This window comes from Photobacterium sp. Alg240-V54, from assembly GCF_900537155.1.
GTDB lineage: Bacteria > Pseudomonadota > Gammaproteobacteria > Enterobacterales > Vibrionaceae > Photobacterium.
On sequence record NZ_UNRL01000001.1, the window covers coordinates 884,489 to 901,326 of the forward strand.

17 protein-coding genes are annotated in these 16,838 nt (G+C 38.5%); 5 read left to right on the forward strand and 12 right to left on the reverse strand.

The window, feature by feature from the left end; all coding sequences use genetic code 11:
• Nucleotides 1–496: 496 nt before the first annotated feature.
• Nucleotides 497–694, reverse strand: a complete 198-nt coding sequence (locus G6R09_RS03780) for a hypothetical protein (RefSeq protein WP_036791113.1) — start codon at nucleotides 692–694, stop codon at nucleotides 497–499.
• Between the two features lie 471 nt (nucleotides 695–1,165).
• Here G6R09_RS03780 and G6R09_RS03785 point away from each other — a divergent pair, with 471 nt between their 5' ends.
• Nucleotides 1,166–2,104, forward strand: a complete 939-nt coding sequence (locus tag G6R09_RS03785; protein ID WP_163920586.1) for a Dyp-type peroxidase — start codon at nucleotides 1,166–1,168, stop codon at nucleotides 2,102–2,104.
• Between the two features lie 271 nt (nucleotides 2,105–2,375).
• Entirely contained in the window at nucleotides 2,376–3,221 is an 846-nt protein-coding gene (locus tag G6R09_RS03790) for a hypothetical protein (RefSeq protein ID WP_065166696.1), read from the forward strand.
• Nucleotides 3,222–3,345: 124 nt separating this feature from the next.
• On the opposite strand, the gene G6R09_RS03795 is transcribed toward G6R09_RS03790, so the two are convergent.
• The 5 genes from G6R09_RS03795 to trmY form a co-directional block, all read right to left on the reverse strand.
• Entirely contained in the window at nucleotides 3,346–4,323 is a 978-nt protein-coding gene (locus G6R09_RS03795) for an alpha/beta fold hydrolase (protein WP_306440113.1), read from the reverse strand.
• Nucleotides 4,324–4,387: 64 nt separating this feature from the next.
• Nucleotides 4,388–5,377, reverse strand: a complete 990-nt coding sequence (locus G6R09_RS03800) for a patatin family protein (RefSeq protein ID WP_065166694.1) — start codon at nucleotides 5,375–5,377, stop codon at nucleotides 4,388–4,390.
• Between the two features lie 154 nt (nucleotides 5,378–5,531).
• Nucleotides 5,532–6,851, reverse strand: coding sequence for an AarF/ABC1/UbiB kinase family protein (locus tag G6R09_RS03805; RefSeq protein WP_107204496.1), 1,320 nt, complete (start codon nucleotides 6,849–6,851; stop codon nucleotides 5,532–5,534).
• Nucleotides 6,852–7,024: 173 nt separating this feature from the next.
• The gene (locus G6R09_RS03810) at nucleotides 7,025–8,485 is read right to left on the reverse strand and encodes a peptide MFS transporter (RefSeq protein WP_065166693.1); all 1,461 of its coding nucleotides are present in this window, start codon (nucleotides 8,483–8,485) and stop codon (nucleotides 7,025–7,027) included.
• 403 nt (nucleotides 8,486–8,888) lie between these two features.
• Nucleotides 8,889–9,485 (reverse strand): tRNA (pseudouridine(54)-N(1))-methyltransferase TrmY, encoded by a 597-nt coding sequence (trmY, locus tag G6R09_RS03815; protein WP_065166692.1) that lies wholly within the window; start codon nucleotides 9,483–9,485, stop codon nucleotides 8,889–8,891.
• A gap of 168 nt (nucleotides 9,486–9,653) precedes the next feature.
• On the opposite strand from trmY, the gene G6R09_RS03820 reads away from it, so the two are divergent.
• The gene (locus tag G6R09_RS03820; protein ID WP_065177009.1) at nucleotides 9,654–10,052 is read left to right on the forward strand and encodes a thiol-disulfide oxidoreductase DCC family protein; all 399 of its coding nucleotides are present in this window, start codon (nucleotides 9,654–9,656) and stop codon (nucleotides 10,050–10,052) included.
• Here G6R09_RS03820 and G6R09_RS03825 read toward each other — a convergent pair.
• Nucleotides 10,049–10,180, reverse strand: coding sequence for a DUF2256 domain-containing protein (locus G6R09_RS03825; protein WP_082955631.1), 132 nt, complete (start codon nucleotides 10,178–10,180; stop codon nucleotides 10,049–10,051). The two genes, G6R09_RS03820 and G6R09_RS03825, sit on opposite strands and share 4 nt — an antisense overlap.
• A 187-nt stretch (nucleotides 10,181–10,367) precedes the next feature.
• Here G6R09_RS03825 and pepT point away from each other — a divergent pair, with 187 nt between their 5' ends.
• Nucleotides 10,368–11,609 (forward strand): peptidase T, encoded by a 1,242-nt coding sequence (gene pepT, locus G6R09_RS03830; RefSeq protein ID WP_163920589.1) that lies wholly within the window; start codon nucleotides 10,368–10,370, stop codon nucleotides 11,607–11,609.
• Nucleotides 11,610–11,707: 98 nt separating this feature from the next.
• On the opposite strand, the gene G6R09_RS03835 is transcribed toward pepT, so the two are convergent.
• Nucleotides 11,708–12,964, reverse strand: a complete 1,257-nt coding sequence (locus G6R09_RS03835; protein WP_065166689.1) for an adenylosuccinate synthase — start codon at nucleotides 12,962–12,964, stop codon at nucleotides 11,708–11,710.
• Nucleotides 12,965–13,139: 175 nt separating this feature from the next.
• Between G6R09_RS03835 and G6R09_RS03840 the strand changes: the two genes are divergently transcribed.
• Nucleotides 13,140–14,045, forward strand: a complete 906-nt coding sequence (locus G6R09_RS03840) for a LysR family transcriptional regulator (protein WP_065166688.1) — start codon at nucleotides 13,140–13,142, stop codon at nucleotides 14,043–14,045.
• 104 nt (nucleotides 14,046–14,149) lie between these two features.
• Here G6R09_RS03840 and G6R09_RS03845 read toward each other — a convergent pair whose 3' ends face one another.
• The 4 genes from G6R09_RS03845 to G6R09_RS03860 form a co-directional block, all read right to left on the reverse strand.
• The gene (locus G6R09_RS03845) at nucleotides 14,150–14,590 is read right to left on the reverse strand and encodes a copper resistance protein NlpE (RefSeq protein ID WP_065166687.1); all 441 of its coding nucleotides are present in this window, start codon (nucleotides 14,588–14,590) and stop codon (nucleotides 14,150–14,152) included.
• Nucleotides 14,591–14,680: 90 nt separating this feature from the next.
• On the reverse strand, nucleotides 14,681–15,247 hold the full coding sequence (locus G6R09_RS03850; RefSeq protein ID WP_163920592.1) for a hypothetical protein: 567 nt from the start codon (nucleotides 15,245–15,247) through the stop codon (nucleotides 14,681–14,683).
• 212 nt (nucleotides 15,248–15,459) lie between these two features.
• Nucleotides 15,460–15,792 (reverse strand): hypothetical protein, encoded by a 333-nt coding sequence (locus tag G6R09_RS03855; protein ID WP_065166685.1) that lies wholly within the window; start codon nucleotides 15,790–15,792, stop codon nucleotides 15,460–15,462.
• A gap of 153 nt (nucleotides 15,793–15,945) precedes the next feature.
• Entirely contained in the window at nucleotides 15,946–16,830 is an 885-nt protein-coding gene (locus G6R09_RS03860) for a LysR family transcriptional regulator (protein ID WP_065166710.1), read from the reverse strand.
• Between the last annotated feature and the right edge of the window lie 8 nt (nucleotides 16,831–16,838).

Below are 16,838 nucleotides of genomic sequence, written 5' to 3' on the forward strand. Positions count from 1 at the left end.
CCCGTATTTATCTCTTAACAATATAAAAAACTTTATAAATCAGATGCATTTTTACTTATGGATCCCGATAGTAATCACAAAATCGGGCGCTTGCCATTTAGTTTCCGGTTTTTCTACTAATAGCTACAGCTGTACATAAACAAAGTATAAAAGATCTGCATCAAACGAATATAGGACAGCCATATCTTTGCTTTAAAAACTCAACTCGCGGTGAGTAGATTCCCTATCGCCCTCGCGGGCATTCACTGTAGGGAATGACGGTGGTTGTTTGTGAGGATTTAAACCAGAAAAAGGGACACCGCGATTGGCATCCCTATGGTGAGTTCAGAGTGCGAGCTATAACAGTAAACGTATCGCTCGCGTTAATCATGTAACGGCTGTTAGATTGGCTCTGACTATAATTTACGTCTAACATTTGTTGCGTTGTAATGCGGTTAACAAATAACTGATACATGCATCTTGCCTCTAATGGCTAATGCCCTGATTCACTCCATACTTAATGCAATAAACCTAACTCTCTAGCTTCGGCAAGGGTTAACCCACTTGCTTGAATATCGCGTAGCATCTCAATGCGTCGTCTTGCAGCACCTTGCTGCTTCTTGCTATCTGCGATGTTGGTCGCCGAATCGTCTTTGTGTTCCCACTTAGATGAAACGGAAGAAATTTCTGAATAATCGATAGAGTTAATAGACACAATACCCTCCTAAAGAAACCTGTGTCGACATGTAGTACTTAGTATCAAAGGTTTTTCATTGAAAAAAGCATCTAATGATAAGTTTGTGAGCAACGCCATGTTCGTAATAAAATTACCAAAAAAGACTAGTCATCGATCCTTTTTTTGCGTAGTTTTAATCGTTCATGCCCTACAAATAAAGCATGCTTAAACGCAAATAATGATTAGCTCAATGTTGCCTTTTTGCCTCATGCATTTTGATGCTTTATTCACTATCACTCATCATTTCGTTGTCATCTCGCGTTAATAAAATTAGAAGTAAAAATATTAATGATATAACTCATTAGAACACTTCGTAGTTTCACTATTAACAACAGATTAGGTATCATTTTACAGTCTAAAATGTGAAACTTTACATTACGCAAATTTACCTATAGCTCGCTATCTAAAAAGCGTACCGTTATAAGATAGCTTTAATTAAGGTCTACTATTATGAATGCAATGTTATCTGAACGCGCTCAACCAGGTGCTTTATCAAATCCAAATACTTTTGCTGAATACCTCACTTTTGTTTTTAAAGCAGATGTTAGTGCTGAAGCTGTGAGCGATGCTTTTGCTAAAATTCAGATCATTGAAAAATCTATTGGTCAAAAGGACTCAACCGCAGACCTTAGCTTTACCGTTGCAGTATCTCGTCAAGGTTGGTCTACTGCATTTCCTGAAGTAGCAATGCCTGCTTTACTGGAAGATTTTAAAGCCATGGTTGATGGCGAACGCCAATTCCCAAGCACGGCTGGTGATGTTTTCATTATGATTAAATCTGAACGTATGGATTTAAACTACCAAGCGGCTAAATATTTAGCGTTAGCTTTTGCTGAGGTTGCAACCTTGATTGAAGATATTCAAGGCTTTAAATACCTTGATAGCCGCGACATGATTGACTTTGTTGATGGCACTGAAAACCCAAAAAATGAAGCGCGCATGAAAGCAGTATTGGTTGCTGATGATATTGAGATCCACCAAGGCGGCAGTTACTTAACGGTTCAGCGTTATATTGACCGTCAAGGTCTATGGGACAAACAATCAACTGAATATCAAGAGCAAGTGATTGGTCGTACTAAACTTGATGACATTGAGCTTGATGATGATGTGAAACCAGTTTGGGCTCACAACAATAAGAGTAAAGTGGTTGTTGACGATAAAGAAATCAAAATGCTACGTCAAAACCGTCCTTACGGTAACGCGATGGAGCATGGCACCATGTTTATCGGTTTAACCGCCTCGCCTGTTACGATGAGCACATCGTTGCAACAGATGGTTTTTGCCGATAGCGACGGTCATTATGATCGCCTACTTGATTTTGTAGAAGCGAAAACAGGTACGAACTACTTTATCGTTTCACAAACACTGCTTGATACTTTTGCTGATTAATCTTATTTAGTTATCAATCACTTTGCAGCCCATTGATGGTTATCATCAATGGGCTGCTTAAATTATAGCGCCGATAAAAACCACAATAACGACTAACCTCGCCTGCTAAGCAAATCTTTGTCACCACTAACTCATTGAATCTATTAAAACTCATATTTTTTAACAGAATAATGGCTTGCTTCCTAACAATTTCTGTTGTCCCCTATAGACTTATTTATTATTAGCGTTTTTTGAATATCTATCTCAAAAAGCATTTTCTCTGGGGGCAAGCATGTACAACACCCTTTTTACCCGTGTATCTCTCGCAGCAGTTATTACTGTGCTTGCGGGTTGTAGTTCGACACCACCACCACCAAAACCCGCACCTGATTACAGTTTTAAAACTGCGGCTAAAAAGTTTATTGGCGCCGATACCGTTCGTAGCAATGGCGTCGTTGTTGATAAAGGTTTGTTTTATCCCAAAGAAACGTTTTCTTATAGCTACCGTTATTGCTCAAATAGCGACCAACAAGCCCAGCAAGATATCGAACAGTTTAACCAATTAGCAGCCAAGACATGTAAGATCAACAAAGGCGCTATGGTGAATTTAGATACTGGCACATGGTGTGTTCAACACCCTAATACCGATCAAGAAACACCTCTCTTTGCGGCACGTATTTCTTCTATTGATCTGTGGGCTGATATTTGTGCTAACGGTCCTTTTGTGACCATGCGTATTATTGAAAACCGCGATATTCCTCAAACTGCGTGGGTTGATGGCGCGAAACTATTAGGTTATCAACCTTATTCGGTTCATCGCCGATTAATGAGCACCAAAGCTATTGAACATCTTGATGATGTCACGCCACCGCCAACAGAAGAAGCATGGACAGAAGAGACCACCTTCATTACTTCCCATGTCGGTGAAACGGTGTGTATGTATAAAAAATCAAAAGATGATGCTTACGGTGTTACTTACAAAGGCACTATCGAAAGTGTCAAAGATGGGCGTGTGCGCGTGCTGGCAACACGTAAAATAAAAGGTGATGTTCGCATCGCACCTGTTTCAACACCGCTACCATGGCATAAAAAAGCCTTTATTGAAGCCGATGCTAAATCTTGGTTTATTTGCCAATAACCTTATTTAGGTTGCGGTAAACATCTCGCTTTAGCATTCAAACAATAACGGCGTATTTAGTGACTAAATACGCCGTTATTTTAGCTATAATGCTTAGGGCTAAGAAAGTCTCTTTTTAATCGATTTACACTATAAATTGATTAAAAAAGGCCAATGTTTCACATAATGCTTGATCACGAATAACATCTTTTTCCATTAAAATCTCATGGCGTGCATCACGAATAACTTTGATGCTGCAATGCTTATTTTGACCACAGAATCGGTGATGGCTATTATTATCGACAATGGTATCGTTGCCTGCTTGCAGTAATAATACTGGTATATCTATTTTATCAACGTCTCGAATGCAATGATCTGCCGCTTGAATCGCTTGCCATAACCAACGTGGACTTGGGCCACCAATGCGTAATTCAGGATGAACTTGATATAAATGCTTTGCCCAAATATAACGCAATTTACTTTGGCACAAGGCGTTATTTTCAAATGGCTCTTCGTGATACGGCTTTTGCCCTAACACATACGAAGGTTCATGCTGATAGTGTTCCATAATTTTTGCAATCGATGATGCAACCAGTTTTAACGGTACTGGCATGTGAATACCAAACATCGGTGCATTTAATACTACCGCATCAAAATGGCTTTTATATTTTTCTAAATAGAGCGTTGTGATTGCTCCACCCATTGAATGCGCTAATAAAAAACGTTGTTGATAGGCTTTTTCTTTATCGACAATTTGAGACACAAAAGCTTGTAGATCATCAACATAATCATCAAAATTATCCACATGACCTAACTCGGGATCTGACGTTAAGCGACCAGAAGCACCTTGGCCTCGATGATCATAAGCATAAACATCATAACCTTGACGTGAGAATTCAAAGAAAATTTCCTGATACTTCCAAAAGCTTTCGTTACGGCCATTTACAATCACAATACAGCGGGTATTGATTGGATTAGTAACACTGATCCACTGGATCTGTACGCCATCTTTACCACTGAATGCACTTTGTTTACGCTGCAGCCACATACTATGAACGTCATTTTCCATTAACTGTGTAAATACCGACTCCTTGGTTGAAAATTCCACATTAACTTGGTTCATTTATTAACAACTTCTTAGTAGTGCTCCTCAAATACATCACAATGACTATGATATTATTTGAATGTTAAGCATATTTCATTAAATCAACATTGGTAGCATCATGTTTATAATCAGTTTTATATGGCGCATCTTTAATATTAATATGACGACCAACAGTATTTAAAAAATACTTACCTGATTGATACCCCAAACGATAATCTGTATCCAATGACGCTAAATCACTGCCAATCATTTTTGATCTCAATGGTTTTTGAGGATGAATTTCAAAAATGGTAACATCATCGGGTGGATTACTTAAAAATTCTTGGGTTTTTCTATAGTTATCTTCATGCTCTAGTAGCATTTCAATCATACCCGCGGCTTTAGAATTACCAAGAGCACGACGAATGTTTGTCATCCAGCAATGGTCAAACGAGGTATCGATAGGCACTGTTCGTACAACAACAATGTGGCGATAACCACGTTCGTAAGCCTCTTGGACTGGAATCGGTGCACATAAACCACCATCAACCCAAAACTCGTTTTGAGAAAAAATAGGCTGTTTATTTAATACCGGTACAGCACATGACGCTTTTAAGGCCAGTGACCAATTTTCACTGTTTAAATTAAAATACGATGCTTGATGGCTAGTAACACCACTTGCAGATGCTAACACTGTTCGTGAGCGCATATTTTCACGCCCTTGATGCCAATCAAGTTCAAAGCTAGTTTGGGTTTGTTGCATTAACCACTCTAAGTCCAATCCTTCTCGACCAAAAATAAAGCGGTAAACATCAAAAAAGTGATGATCAGTTGTCGCTTGAGTAATAACTTTATAAGCGTGTTTATATTGACCACAAATATAAGAAGCTAAATTGAGTGATCCCGCAGATGTACCCACCATTAAAGAAAAGGGATTAAACTCAGCTTCTAAAAAGGCATCTAACACTCCCGCAGTAAAAATACCACGTTGGCCACCACCTTCGGTGACTAAAGCTATCTTTGATATATCGGTGGCATCAAAGGAAAGCCCTTCAATATTTTGTACTGCATAAGAGATGTGTTTACCAGTCATAACGCGTTTACTTTTTAGTTGGCATTTGTCATACAAATTAATTCAAGAAAAGTTATTATATCGACTACTATTAAAACTATAAATTAACCAAAATAATAACTGATATTCTAAATATGAAATACTTGACTGATAGAAAATAACTCGATTTATATAATTATTCAGTCATATAGGGTAAAAATATTTTATTTACATCCACCCGTGCTTTTAGTTTTGCAGCTAATAAATATAGCCCACCTAATTTACGATGCAAAAAAATCGCATCCGCTGGCGGTGTATGCCAATAGCCTTGTTTCATGCTTAACTGACTGCCAGCATTACGAATGTTAGCCACCATGTCTGATTGACCAAAATCATACACACCTTGATGTTTCAATGGCTCACAAGCTTGCAAACATAATCCCAATAATGACTGCTGTGCTTGAGGTTCAATAGGCTGTGAAAAAAAACCAATCTGTTTCAAAGCCGCTAACATTTGCGGTTGATCATCCTTCACCGCGCCGGTCATTAACTGCCGATAACCTTCTGCAATCAGCTCGGGATAGGCCCGTGTAGCACCGAAATCAAGTAGAACTAGTTTTTTACTTTCAATATCATAGCGATAATTAGCAAAGTTAGGATCAGTCTGCACTAACCTAAATTCAAACACTTCTCGAAACATCAACCTAAATGCTAATTCAATAATATGATCACGCACAGCTTGAGGTTGCTCGACTAATTTATCAATATCAACACCACCAACAAAGGTCATCGCGAGGATATGTTTAGTGGTGAGCTCATCAACAATATTCGGTAATAAATAATGCTCATCCAAGGCTAATAATTGTCGATATTGCTTCACATACTGTGCTTCAAGCAAATAATCAGCTTCTGCATGCAGTTGTTTTTTTGCCTCATCCAATAACTCAGAAACATCTAATGATTTTGGAATTAGCCCGCTGATATTTAATAACGTCGCGACATTATTCACATCACTATCAATACTTTTATTAATGCCTGGATATTGTATTTTCAGGGCTAATTGACGGCCATCTTGGGTTATTGCTTTATGTACTTGTCCAATCGAAGCTGCAGCAATCGGATAAAATGAAAATTGACTAAACTGTTGTTGCCAATCACTGCCCCATTGCTGTTCAAGTGAATGATTGAGCTGGCTAATAGGCATTGGTTTAGCATTCGCTTGTAAGCGTGACAGCAATTCGGTTAATTCTGGTGGTAATAAGTCGCCACCATCCATGGATAATAATTGACCAACTTTCATGGCAGCACCACGTAAATCCGCTAATTGTTCTGCGACACGTTTTACGTTAGCCGGTGTTAAAATCAAATCACTGACTTTTGGTCGATGACCTGTCGCTAATTGTTTCGCACCTTCTGCTACAACACCAGAAGCGACACGCGTTGCCAGTGAACCAAGTTTCGCTAACCGTGATAATCGACCACTCGGTACTTTTGAATACTTTTTTTTATCATTCATTTAACGACTCTTTGCTATTAACAATCATTTAAAACTCTAATTGCTGTTATTAATAATATCATAAAAATGCTAGCACCCTCTGACACAAAATCACTATAAACAGTCAAAAAAAAGGCCGATAATGACTGTTCAAACTAACATACATTATCGACCTTTCTTTTTAAGCGCCTACATTAATCATATTCAGGCTCGTTACGGTTTTTAAAATTCACTAATAAACCGAGCACTAACACCACCACAGTAACAATAAGAATCGATTGGAACACATGGTGATATTGTGTTGCTGATGCGATTAAATCTGCGGTATTCGTCGCTTGTGTACCTGTAGAGGTCAGCTCGGCAATATTCGCAGCTAAATAGTTAGCAACTGAACCACCCATTAGCATATAAATACCAGCAACTGTACCTGTTGCACCTTGCGGATTCATACGTGTAATTGCTGATAATGCCACTGGATCAATAAATAGCTCTGCAATACCAATCAAAAACAAGCCAATAAACAACCATAAGAATGTTGTATGACCACTCACCATTGCGAGTTTAGATGATAGAGTAATCAAACTAAAACCTGCGGTTAACAAAAATAAACCCATATTAAGTTTAGTCAGAGTACGTACTGAAATCTGACGTGAGGCCAATACTTTCCATAGCCATGCAACAGCACCACCACCAACAATAACCGCAACAGGATTCACTGATTGGAAAAATGCGGTTGGAATATGATAACCAAAGATATCAGTATCTATATTACGTTCAATAAATAGGCTGATTGAGCTACCACCCTGCTGATCAAATGCCCAAAACACCATCCCAAATAGCATGAAGTAAATAATAGCATTTAATTTTTTACGATCTTCAGTACTACTCTTGCGGTATAAACGTAACATTTGTAGTGCAGAAAAAGCCAAAATAACGGCTAGAATGTAACCTGCCAGCAAATCTTGTAGTACAAATACTAAACCAATAGCACACACTATTACGCCAAGAATAATCAACTGCCAGTGACTAAAACCTGCTGTCTTTTTACGTAATGCCGGAATATTCGCTTTTTGAACATGAGTAAAATGCTTACGCCCAGTACTAAAGATAATTAAGCCAATCAGCATGCCGATACCGGCCAACGCAAAACCGACGTTCCAGCCCCAACGGCTCGCAGCATAGCCACAAAAGATGGGTGCTAGCGCTGAGCCGACATTACCGCCAATATAAGAAATCGAGAAGCCAGATTCACGTGCATCTTCATGATCTTTATATAACTCACCCAACAAACAGCTTGAGTTGGTTTTAAAGAAACCATAACCACAGATAATCAATGCCAATGCAGCATATAAGACCGTATTATCATGACTAGGAATACTCAATACCGCATGCCCTGCCACCATTAAAGAGCCACCAATGATCACTGACCAATAGTTACCTAAATAACGGTCAGCTAAATAGCCGCCTAAGATCGGAGTAACATAAACCAACGATGTATAAGCACCGTATAAAGCATATGCATGGTCGTCAGACATTAAAAGTTTTTGCGTTAAAAAGAGAATTAATAACGACCGCATGCCGTAATAACTGAAGAATTCCCACATCTGAATAGCAATGAGGTGAAAAAGCCCTTTAGGCTGAGAGGATAATTGCATATTGTGTCCTAGGTAAAGGGGCCATAAAGGCTAACGGTAATAATTGTTATTTAATTTGAAATACCGCTGGTATTTAATACTGAAAATACACTGAACATTGATAAGCTCAAGCTTAATCTTGCTCCATATTTAGTATCTTAATTTTCACACTAATAAAGAGGACTTTACCGTATATAAAAAATCACACCAAAATATATACCATATAGCGATACTTGTCAGTTTTAGTTACATAACACCACAAACACCACATAACTATTTAAAATAAATTCAAATAACGCATAATAATTCACTTAAGAGACAAATAAAAAAGCCGCCAAGCAGTGCGTTGAATAATCAACCACCACTTAACGGCTCTTTGTTTATTTGTTAAATACCAAACAAATACCAAACAAAAACTAAACAATTATAATGTTAAATCTAACTCATTATGTATAAGTACAATACATTGAGAAGCAAATAACATTTTTGGCCCTAAACTGATTTTTTCTGCACCTAAGCGTTTTAAACTATTAAAACTTTTCTTTGGCATTGGCATATGATCAGTTAATAAAAAACAAGGGTTAGCAGCTAACTCAATATCTCGAATAAAGTCGCCTTTTTTATCAAGCATATATAATTGGTAATCTTGTGCTAATTCACCCACTAGCTTTTCAAAACTAATAGTACGCACAGTAATACCAGGTTCAACATTACGTAATTGCTCTTTATTCATGCCAACAGATTTATCTAACGCATGCGCTATTTTATCTAACCAAGCCTGCTCATGAAATCCAGATAAATTACTGATCTCATTTGAATTAAAACTAATGGTACGTGAGAAGTCTTGTGTACTTTCAAGTACTAAATGCACCATAATATCTTCACGATGCGATTGCGCCACAAAAATAGCATTCATTAAAACGTGAGCTAAAATCTCAGTGTGGGCATCTTGTCCAACTGATGCGATTAACAATTTACTATCAGTTGGGGCAGAACGAGCTCGTAATACGAAAGCGCGCATAATCAATATCCTAGACGTTTGAATTTTCTCGTTAATCATTCATAGCAGAAAATTAACGATAGATAGCTGTTATTATCCTAGGTTTTTTCGTCGATGTAACCTTAAATGATAAAATCAGCAAAAGAATCCCAATTAGTCACTATTATTAATAGATATTAGGAGGATATTATGAAATTAATCTTATTCTATGACAGCAGTTGTCCATTGTGTGTTGCTGAAATGCGTCAACTACAAACCTACAATAATCATCAACAGCTACTGTTTGAAGATATTCTTGCGCCTGATTTTAATCAACGCTTCCCTTATATAAAGATTAGTGAAGCCTCTGCTGTATTACACGGCTTATATTTTCCAAATCCTCAACAATCACCACAATTATTACTTGGACTAGATGTCACTTACCTTGCTTGGAAAACAATCGGTAAAAAGAAATGGTTGGCGACACTACGCTGGCCTATTATTCGATTTTTCGCCGATAAATGTTATTTATTTTTTGCTCGAAATCGCTACAAAATTTCCTATCTATTTACAGGAAAATCACGCTGTGAAAACTGCAAAATTGATTAACGTCGTTGCCGCCGGCAACGCTCAGAGCAATATTTGACATCATTCCAACATCGTTGCCATTTTTTTCGCCATGAAAAAGGACGTCGGCACACGACGCAAATTTTTTGTGGTAACACTGACTTCTTCATAAAATCGTCCCCATCGTTAAACACTAATTTGTAAGTTCTTCACGATATAAGATCCTACTGAGCTCACAAAACCCTATGTTCATCTTAGTAATTATCTTGTTAATAGCGGTAAATAATGGAATATTCACCCTCATTATGAGTGCTTAGAAACACCACTCTCAATAATTTCTTCTTCAGGATGAATATAATGAATATTGTTGATCGGTTTATAAATTACACTCGCGTAAATACCACTACCAACCGCGAAAATGGGGCTGCAGGCATTATGCCGTCATCATTAGGGCAAATGGAATTAGCGACAATGTTAGCCGCTGAATTAACCCAACTCGGTTTACAAGATGTGGTATTACGCGACAATGCAATTGTTACGGCAACCTTGCCAAGTAATAGCTCTAAAACCATTCCTACGGTCTCTTTTTTTGGTCACTTAGACACCAGTGCAGAGCAAAGCAATGATACCCATGCGCACATTGTTCATTACACTGGTGGCGATATTATTCTAAACCCTGCTTTAAATATTATTCTTAAACAGAGTGAATTTCCTGAGCTTTCTCAATACCAAAACCAAGATATTATTGTCACCGATGGCACCAGTTTATTAGGGGCTGATGATAAAGCTGCAATTGCTGCCATTATGCACGCTCTGACGGTTCTGATTGATAATCCTGACATTGAGCATGGCGATGTAAAAGTGGCATTTGTACCCGATGAAGAGCAAGGCTTACGTGGTGCTAAAGCTTTTGATGTTGAATCTTTTGGTGCTGATTTTGGTTACACGTTAGATTGTTGTGGCATTGGTGAGTTTGTTGATGAAAACTGGAATGCAGGCGATGTGGTGGTGACTTTTATTGGTCAATCAGCCCACCCGATGTCAGCCAAAGGTAAGCTTAAAAACTCATTGCTGATGGCACACAAGTTTATTGCGATGTTACCTCCAGGAGAAGCCCCTGAGTATACCGATGGTCGCGAGGGGTATTATTGGGTTAAAGATCTGAGTGGTAACAGTGCTAAAACAGTCTTGAAAATGGATGTCAGAGATTTCACTCACCAAGGCTATCAATATCGTATGCAATTTCTCGCGACACTTGCCAGTAACTGTCAAGCGTTATGGGGCGAAAATGCGGTGGCTATTACCCTTGCTGATCGCTATCAAAATGTGGCGAACAGTTTGCAAGGTGATGCCAGCTTCCCAATTGAAATCGCCAAGCAAGCTTACGCGCGTAATAATATTGAAATGAAAACGACCCCAATGCGCGGCGGTTATGATGGTGCGGTGTTATCTCAAAAAGGCTTACCTTGCCCAAATATTTTTACTGGCGCACATAACTTTCATTCTATTTACGAATATTTACCCGTACCTTCATTACAAGCAGCAAGTGCTGTAGTGGTTGATGTGATTCGAATTACTGCAGAGCAATATGGGAAATAGGGTCGAGGGTAATTGTGTGTCATTCTAATAAATAAACAAATAAAAAACGGGCGAGTTACTGAGTAACTCGCCCGTGATAATTTTTGATTACGCTACAATTAACGTAAGATCATTTGGTCACGCTCAGGACCTACCGATACCATTTTAACTGGCACACCCATTAGTTCTTCAATACGAAGCACGTATTGTTGTGCGCCTTCAGGTAGTTCTTCAAACTTACGGCAACCGGTAATGTCTTCATCCCAACCCATCATTTGCTCGTAAACTGCAGTTAGTGATGCAGTTTGAGGCCAAATTGGGTTTTCAGTGTGATCACCGTTGTAAGCAACACAAATTTTAAGATCTTTCATACCGCTTAAGCAGTCAATCTTAGTTAATGCGATTTCTGTTGCTGCTTGTAATTCAATACCATTACGGGTTGCAACTGCATCAAAGTAACCCATATCACGCGGGCGACCTGTTGTTGCACCAAACTCTTTAGCATCTTCACGGAATTGGTCTTGATCTTCCATTGCGGTGATCAAAGTACCAGTACCTACTGAAGAACTAAATGATTTAGCAACAGCGATAACACGCTCAGGGTGCAGTGCTGGTAAACCACTGCCGATACCTGCATAAGCTGCAGTTACGTTAGATGATGTTGTCCATGGGTACTCACCGTAAACTAAGTCACGACCCGCACCTAACTGCGCTTCAAACAATAATGTTTTGTCTTCTTTTTGTAACGCTTTTAGTGGCTCTGTAACGTTACAAATGCTGTCACGCCAAGGCTGAGATACTTCAAGCAACCACTCTGTCATTTCTTCAGCTGTTTGCGTGAACTCCATTGATGGGTATAACGCTTTAAGCTGTGGCAATTTCCAATCCATCATGAATTGAATACGCTCACGAAGTACTTCAGGTTGTTTTAACCAACCAACAAGAATACCTTTCTTCATTACACGGTCACCGTACGCAGGTGCAATACCTTGACGTGTTGAACCGTATGCACCTTCACCTAGACGTTCTTCTTCTAGTGTGTCTTCTAGTGCGTGTAAAGGCAGACATAGTGTTGCACGATCAGAGATGCAAAGTTTAACTTCAACACCTGATGTTGCTACTTCTGCAATTTCTAGGCTTAGTTTTTCTGGGCTGATAACCATACCAGGGCCTAAAACAGCAATACAATCAGGGTTAAATACGCCGCTTGGTAATTGGTGTAGTTTAAATGTACCAAAATCGTTAACAACAGTGTGACCTGCGTTATTACCACCTTGGAAACGAATACTCGCTGAAGCTTGGTCTGCTAAATAATCAACAATACGACCTTTACCTTCATCACCCCAGTTTGCACCAACAACAACAATAGACGACATAATTTACACTCCTCAAAAGCAAGACCTTTATCCTATGATCAATGACGCAATAAAAATAATTAATAATCGTTATTAACTTGATAAGAATCTCTTATGTGGCGTACATTAGTCATTGCATTTTTTCAGGTAACATTACTATCAATAATAGCGTCTGTAACAAAATAAGAAGGTAAACATGATAGATTTGCATTGGCTTAATACATTCGTTGCCCTTTCTAAACATCAACATTTTGGAAAAACAGCCGCAGCACTGCATATGACACAACCAAATGTCAGTCTTCACATTAAACAACTCGAGCAAACCACACGCGTAAAGTTAATTGAAAGGAATCCATTTCGGTTAACCCAAGCAGGTACAAGACTTCTTAAAAGTGCTGAAAACACATTAATGGAATTACAAGTTTGCCAAGCAGATCTTAATGCGATTAACGAGCTTAACCAAGGTACACTAACCATTGCAGCCAGTGATATTATTTCGCGCTTATTGCTTATTAGCCCCTTCCAAGCCTTCAAAAAAGAATATCCGGGCATTGATTTATCGCTGTTTAATACCACCTCATCACAAGCCACAGAACTGGTAAAAAGTGCGAAAGCTGATTTAGGGTTTGTTATTGCTCAAAAAGAAAGCCAACCATTGCATTTCATGGAATTACGCCAAGTTAAATGGTGCGCATTAGGTAATGGCTTAGAGCGTTGGCAGCAATTGTCTCATGATCCTGACGCAATTATTGAACCTCAACCACTTGCGGCAGAAGAGCCAACATTAATCTTATTAGGCCATGATACACGAACTCGTGAATTGATTGATTTAGCCTTACCAAGTTTACAATTAGCGAAATACCATGTGATGGAAGTGGGCAGTGTTGATGCGCAAATAGATTGGGCAGAGGCTGGATTTGGGGTTGCGATTGTGCCAAGTTTTTCATTACATTCAAAGTTACATCTACAAACCACGATCACGCCATTACCGCATTTTCCGACCACCAGCTTAGGCTATATAGTGCGTCAAAATCAGGTACTATCGCGGGCGATAAAACAATTATTACGCTGGGTTGATGATGAAATTCAACGCTCACAATAAAATCAGCTATTGTTCAAAAAAACGTCACTGATAATCACCAGATAAAAAAATGCCCTCACATCACGTTACCTTAGTAAATAACTGTCAGGGCATTTTCTCAGAAATTAATTCTCATCGTTTTGAGTCAAGGTATAAGCATCAGCTAAATCGCCAGTGATACGTTTACCTTGTTGATCTAATCGGAAAATACGATGCTCACCAACAAAATACTTCACTGACTGGCTGCCAGTAAGGTTTAACGTGATGGTGTCACCACGATCATTCCACTTAAACTTACCTTGATTGATAAATGGTTTGGTGTCTTTACCTTGGTAGGTTTCATTTAACACGTAACTGCCATCTTTATTTAAAGTTAAGCTAGTTTCAATGCCAGCGCAGTCACCACAAGGCTGAATACCAGTATATTCCCCCATCCAGGTTAAAGAGTTTTGTGCATTATGGGTATCTGCTTGTTTTGCAGCTGCGTCACTTGCACCATTTTTTGCTTGATCACAGCCAGCGAGTGCTAACACGACCATTGCAGCAAATAAACATTTTTTTTTCACCGTAAACTCCTTGTGAAAAAAAGAATAACCGAGCATAAATAATGCTCGGCATCTTGATGTTAGTATCAATAGTTTTATTTATATCATTGATTATTGTGTTAAATCAGCTACTTTTTTTTCTGCAGAATCAACTGATTTATCTACCATATCAGCCGCGTTATCGGCTGCTGCTTTGGTTTTATCAACCGTTGCATCTTTTACTTCTGTTGCAGTATCTACAGCATCAGTTGTTGCATTTTTCATCGCATCTTTGGTTTCTTTTGCTGCATCTTTAGAAGCATCAACAGCACCTGCTGTTGCATTTTCAGCACTATTTTTTAGTTCTGATACTTTATCTTCAACAGCATTTGCTGAATTAGAAACCGCTTGCTTAGAATCTTCAACGGCTGCAGCTGTGGTATCTGCAACATTGTTTTTAACTTCAGTTGCTTTATCCATCGCTTTGTTGGCTGTATCTTTAACAGCATCTGCTGAATCATCAACCGCTTTTTTAGTTGAGTCTAGCGCTGAGTCTGTTGCTGTTACGGCATCATCTTTTACTTGGGTTGCGGTTGCTTTTACTGAAGCCGCAGATTCTTTTGCTGAATCATGGCTTGCTTGATCACAACCAACAAGGACTAAACCAGCGATTGCTATAGCAATAATACTCTTCTTCATATCAACTCCTGTAAATCTTAATAAAATATAACCTTAACAGTATCCACTATTAGCATGAAAAATTTATCTCGTTAACGTCATGTCAAAGTCAATAATAGGTTATTTTTTTTCATTATGCGGTATTAAATCTGTTTTATTTATGCAGAAAATATTTTTTCTCCACAATAAAAAACGCATTAACGTGATATAAATATGAGTACTAAACTTGATAACTAATACGATGGTAAATATGAAAAATCACACGAGATAAACTCATAGGCATCATCGCCAAATAGCATGCATGTTTTTTGTACAAATACGACTTGAGAACCGATCGGACAATATAATCCATCTTTCATATCAATATTGATCATTGTATTTGTTTGATCAGACATTACCTGTAAATAAAACTTACCTTCATATAAAAAAGAATCAGAATTAATATTTACTACTCTTCCGACGACTGCTTCGGTTTTATAGGTTCGCCCTGCAACAATAATTAACAAAATAGTAAGTATTAGCAAAGAAGTGCCTAAAGTTAAACCTACCTTCTGTGAAAACCGCATATGAACCTCACTTACAGCAAACAAATAACGTCGCTATTAACAATACTGTCACAACCATATTACAGTGATGCGTTTGTCATTTACAAGTAAAATTAATATTCTACCCTAATAGGAATACACTTGTCGCCAATGGTATTACTACGCCATCTATTGTTAATTATGTTGAGCAAACATAGTCTTAAGTTCCTGATACATCCAACGTAAAACAGGACCATTGCCTTGATCGCGCCGCTTAACTAATCCCATATCAATCCACGGTGAGGTCGGAATATTTTCTATTGATAACCGCACCACCCCATCTTTAAAGATTGAGTAATTAAACACATGGTCAGGAACAAATGCCCAGCCCATATTTCTCAGCACAAACGCAGTAATTGAGTAATAACTATCAATATGCCAATAATTCGCAGACAGCGCATCAGTATGGTAATAACCCATACGATCACAAATTAATAATTGTCGATATTGACTAAGCTGCTGCATCGTCGGTGCTGATATTTTTGCTAGTGGGTGATTTTTTGCAACAATAAGGGATGAATTAAACTCACAAATAGGGGTGAATTCTAAACTACTCGGTAGGGTTTTACTAAAAAACAAAATCCCAAGATCGGCAGTTAGATCATCAACTTGGCTTGCAATATCATCTTTTGAACCACTGATAATCGTTAGCTTTAGCAATGGAAAAGTCGTCGCTACCCGCTCAAAAAATTCTTCAAATACAGTGGTTGGGGTCGCTTCATCCATTGCAATCGTCAGTGACACTTCTTCGCCTTTAGTTAACGTCAATGCGCGGGATTGCAACCGATCACATTGGGCTAGAACAACTTTCGCTTCTTCATACATTTGCTCTCCTGCCTGTGTCAGTACCGGTAGACGAGCACTACGATCAAACAGATCAAAGCCTAAATCGGCTTCAAGATTACTGATTGCGGTACTTATACGTGATTGTGCCTTACCTATTCGGCGTGCCGCGCCTGAAAAGGACCCTTGTTCTACTGAAATAACAAAGGCATTGAGCTGATCTAATGTCCAATCCATCATGGTTA

Excerpts from the sequence above, each read along its gene's own strand:
- G6R09_RS03785 (WP_163920586.1), top strand. The coding sequence starts at position 1,166 with ATGAATGCAATGTTATCTGAACGCGCTCAACCAGGTGCTTTATCAAAT.
- G6R09_RS03790 (WP_065166696.1), top strand. The coding sequence starts at position 2,376 with ATGTACAACACCCTTTTTACCCGTGTATCTCTCGCAGCAGTTATTACT.
- G6R09_RS03795 (WP_306440113.1), bottom strand. The coding sequence starts at position 4,323 with ATGAACCAAGTTAATGTGGAATTTTCAACCAAGGAGTCGGTATTTACA.
- G6R09_RS03800 (WP_065166694.1), bottom strand. The coding sequence starts at position 5,377 with ATGACTGGTAAACACATCTCTTATGCAGTACAAAATATTGAAGGGCTT.
- G6R09_RS03805 (WP_107204496.1), bottom strand. The coding sequence starts at position 6,851 with ATGAATGATAAAAAAAAGTATTCAAAAGTACCGAGTGGTCGATTATCA.
- G6R09_RS03810 (WP_065166693.1), bottom strand. The coding sequence starts at position 8,485 with ATGCAATTATCCTCTCAGCCTAAAGGGCTTTTTCACCTCATTGCTATT.
- trmY (WP_065166692.1), bottom strand. The coding sequence starts at position 9,485 with ATGCGCGCTTTCGTATTACGAGCTCGTTCTGCCCCAACTGATAGTAAA.
- G6R09_RS03820 (WP_065177009.1), top strand. The coding sequence starts at position 9,654 with ATGAAATTAATCTTATTCTATGACAGCAGTTGTCCATTGTGTGTTGCT.
- G6R09_RS03825 (WP_082955631.1), bottom strand. The coding sequence starts at position 10,180 with ATGAAGAAGTCAGTGTTACCACAAAAAATTTGCGTCGTGTGCCGACGT.
- pepT (WP_163920589.1), top strand. The coding sequence starts at position 10,368 with ATGAATATTGTTGATCGGTTTATAAATTACACTCGCGTAAATACCACT.
- G6R09_RS03835 (WP_065166689.1), bottom strand. The coding sequence starts at position 12,964 with ATGTCGTCTATTGTTGTTGTTGGTGCAAACTGGGGTGATGAAGGTAAA.
- G6R09_RS03840 (WP_065166688.1), top strand. The coding sequence starts at position 13,140 with ATGATAGATTTGCATTGGCTTAATACATTCGTTGCCCTTTCTAAACAT.
- G6R09_RS03850 (WP_163920592.1), bottom strand. The coding sequence starts at position 15,247 with ATGAAGAAGAGTATTATTGCTATAGCAATCGCTGGTTTAGTCCTTGTT.
- G6R09_RS03855 (WP_065166685.1), bottom strand. The coding sequence starts at position 15,792 with ATGCGGTTTTCACAGAAGGTAGGTTTAACTTTAGGCACTTCTTTGCTA.
- G6R09_RS03860 (WP_065166710.1), bottom strand. The coding sequence starts at position 16,830 with ATGGATTGGACATTAGATCAGCTCAATGCCTTTGTTATTTCAGTAGAA.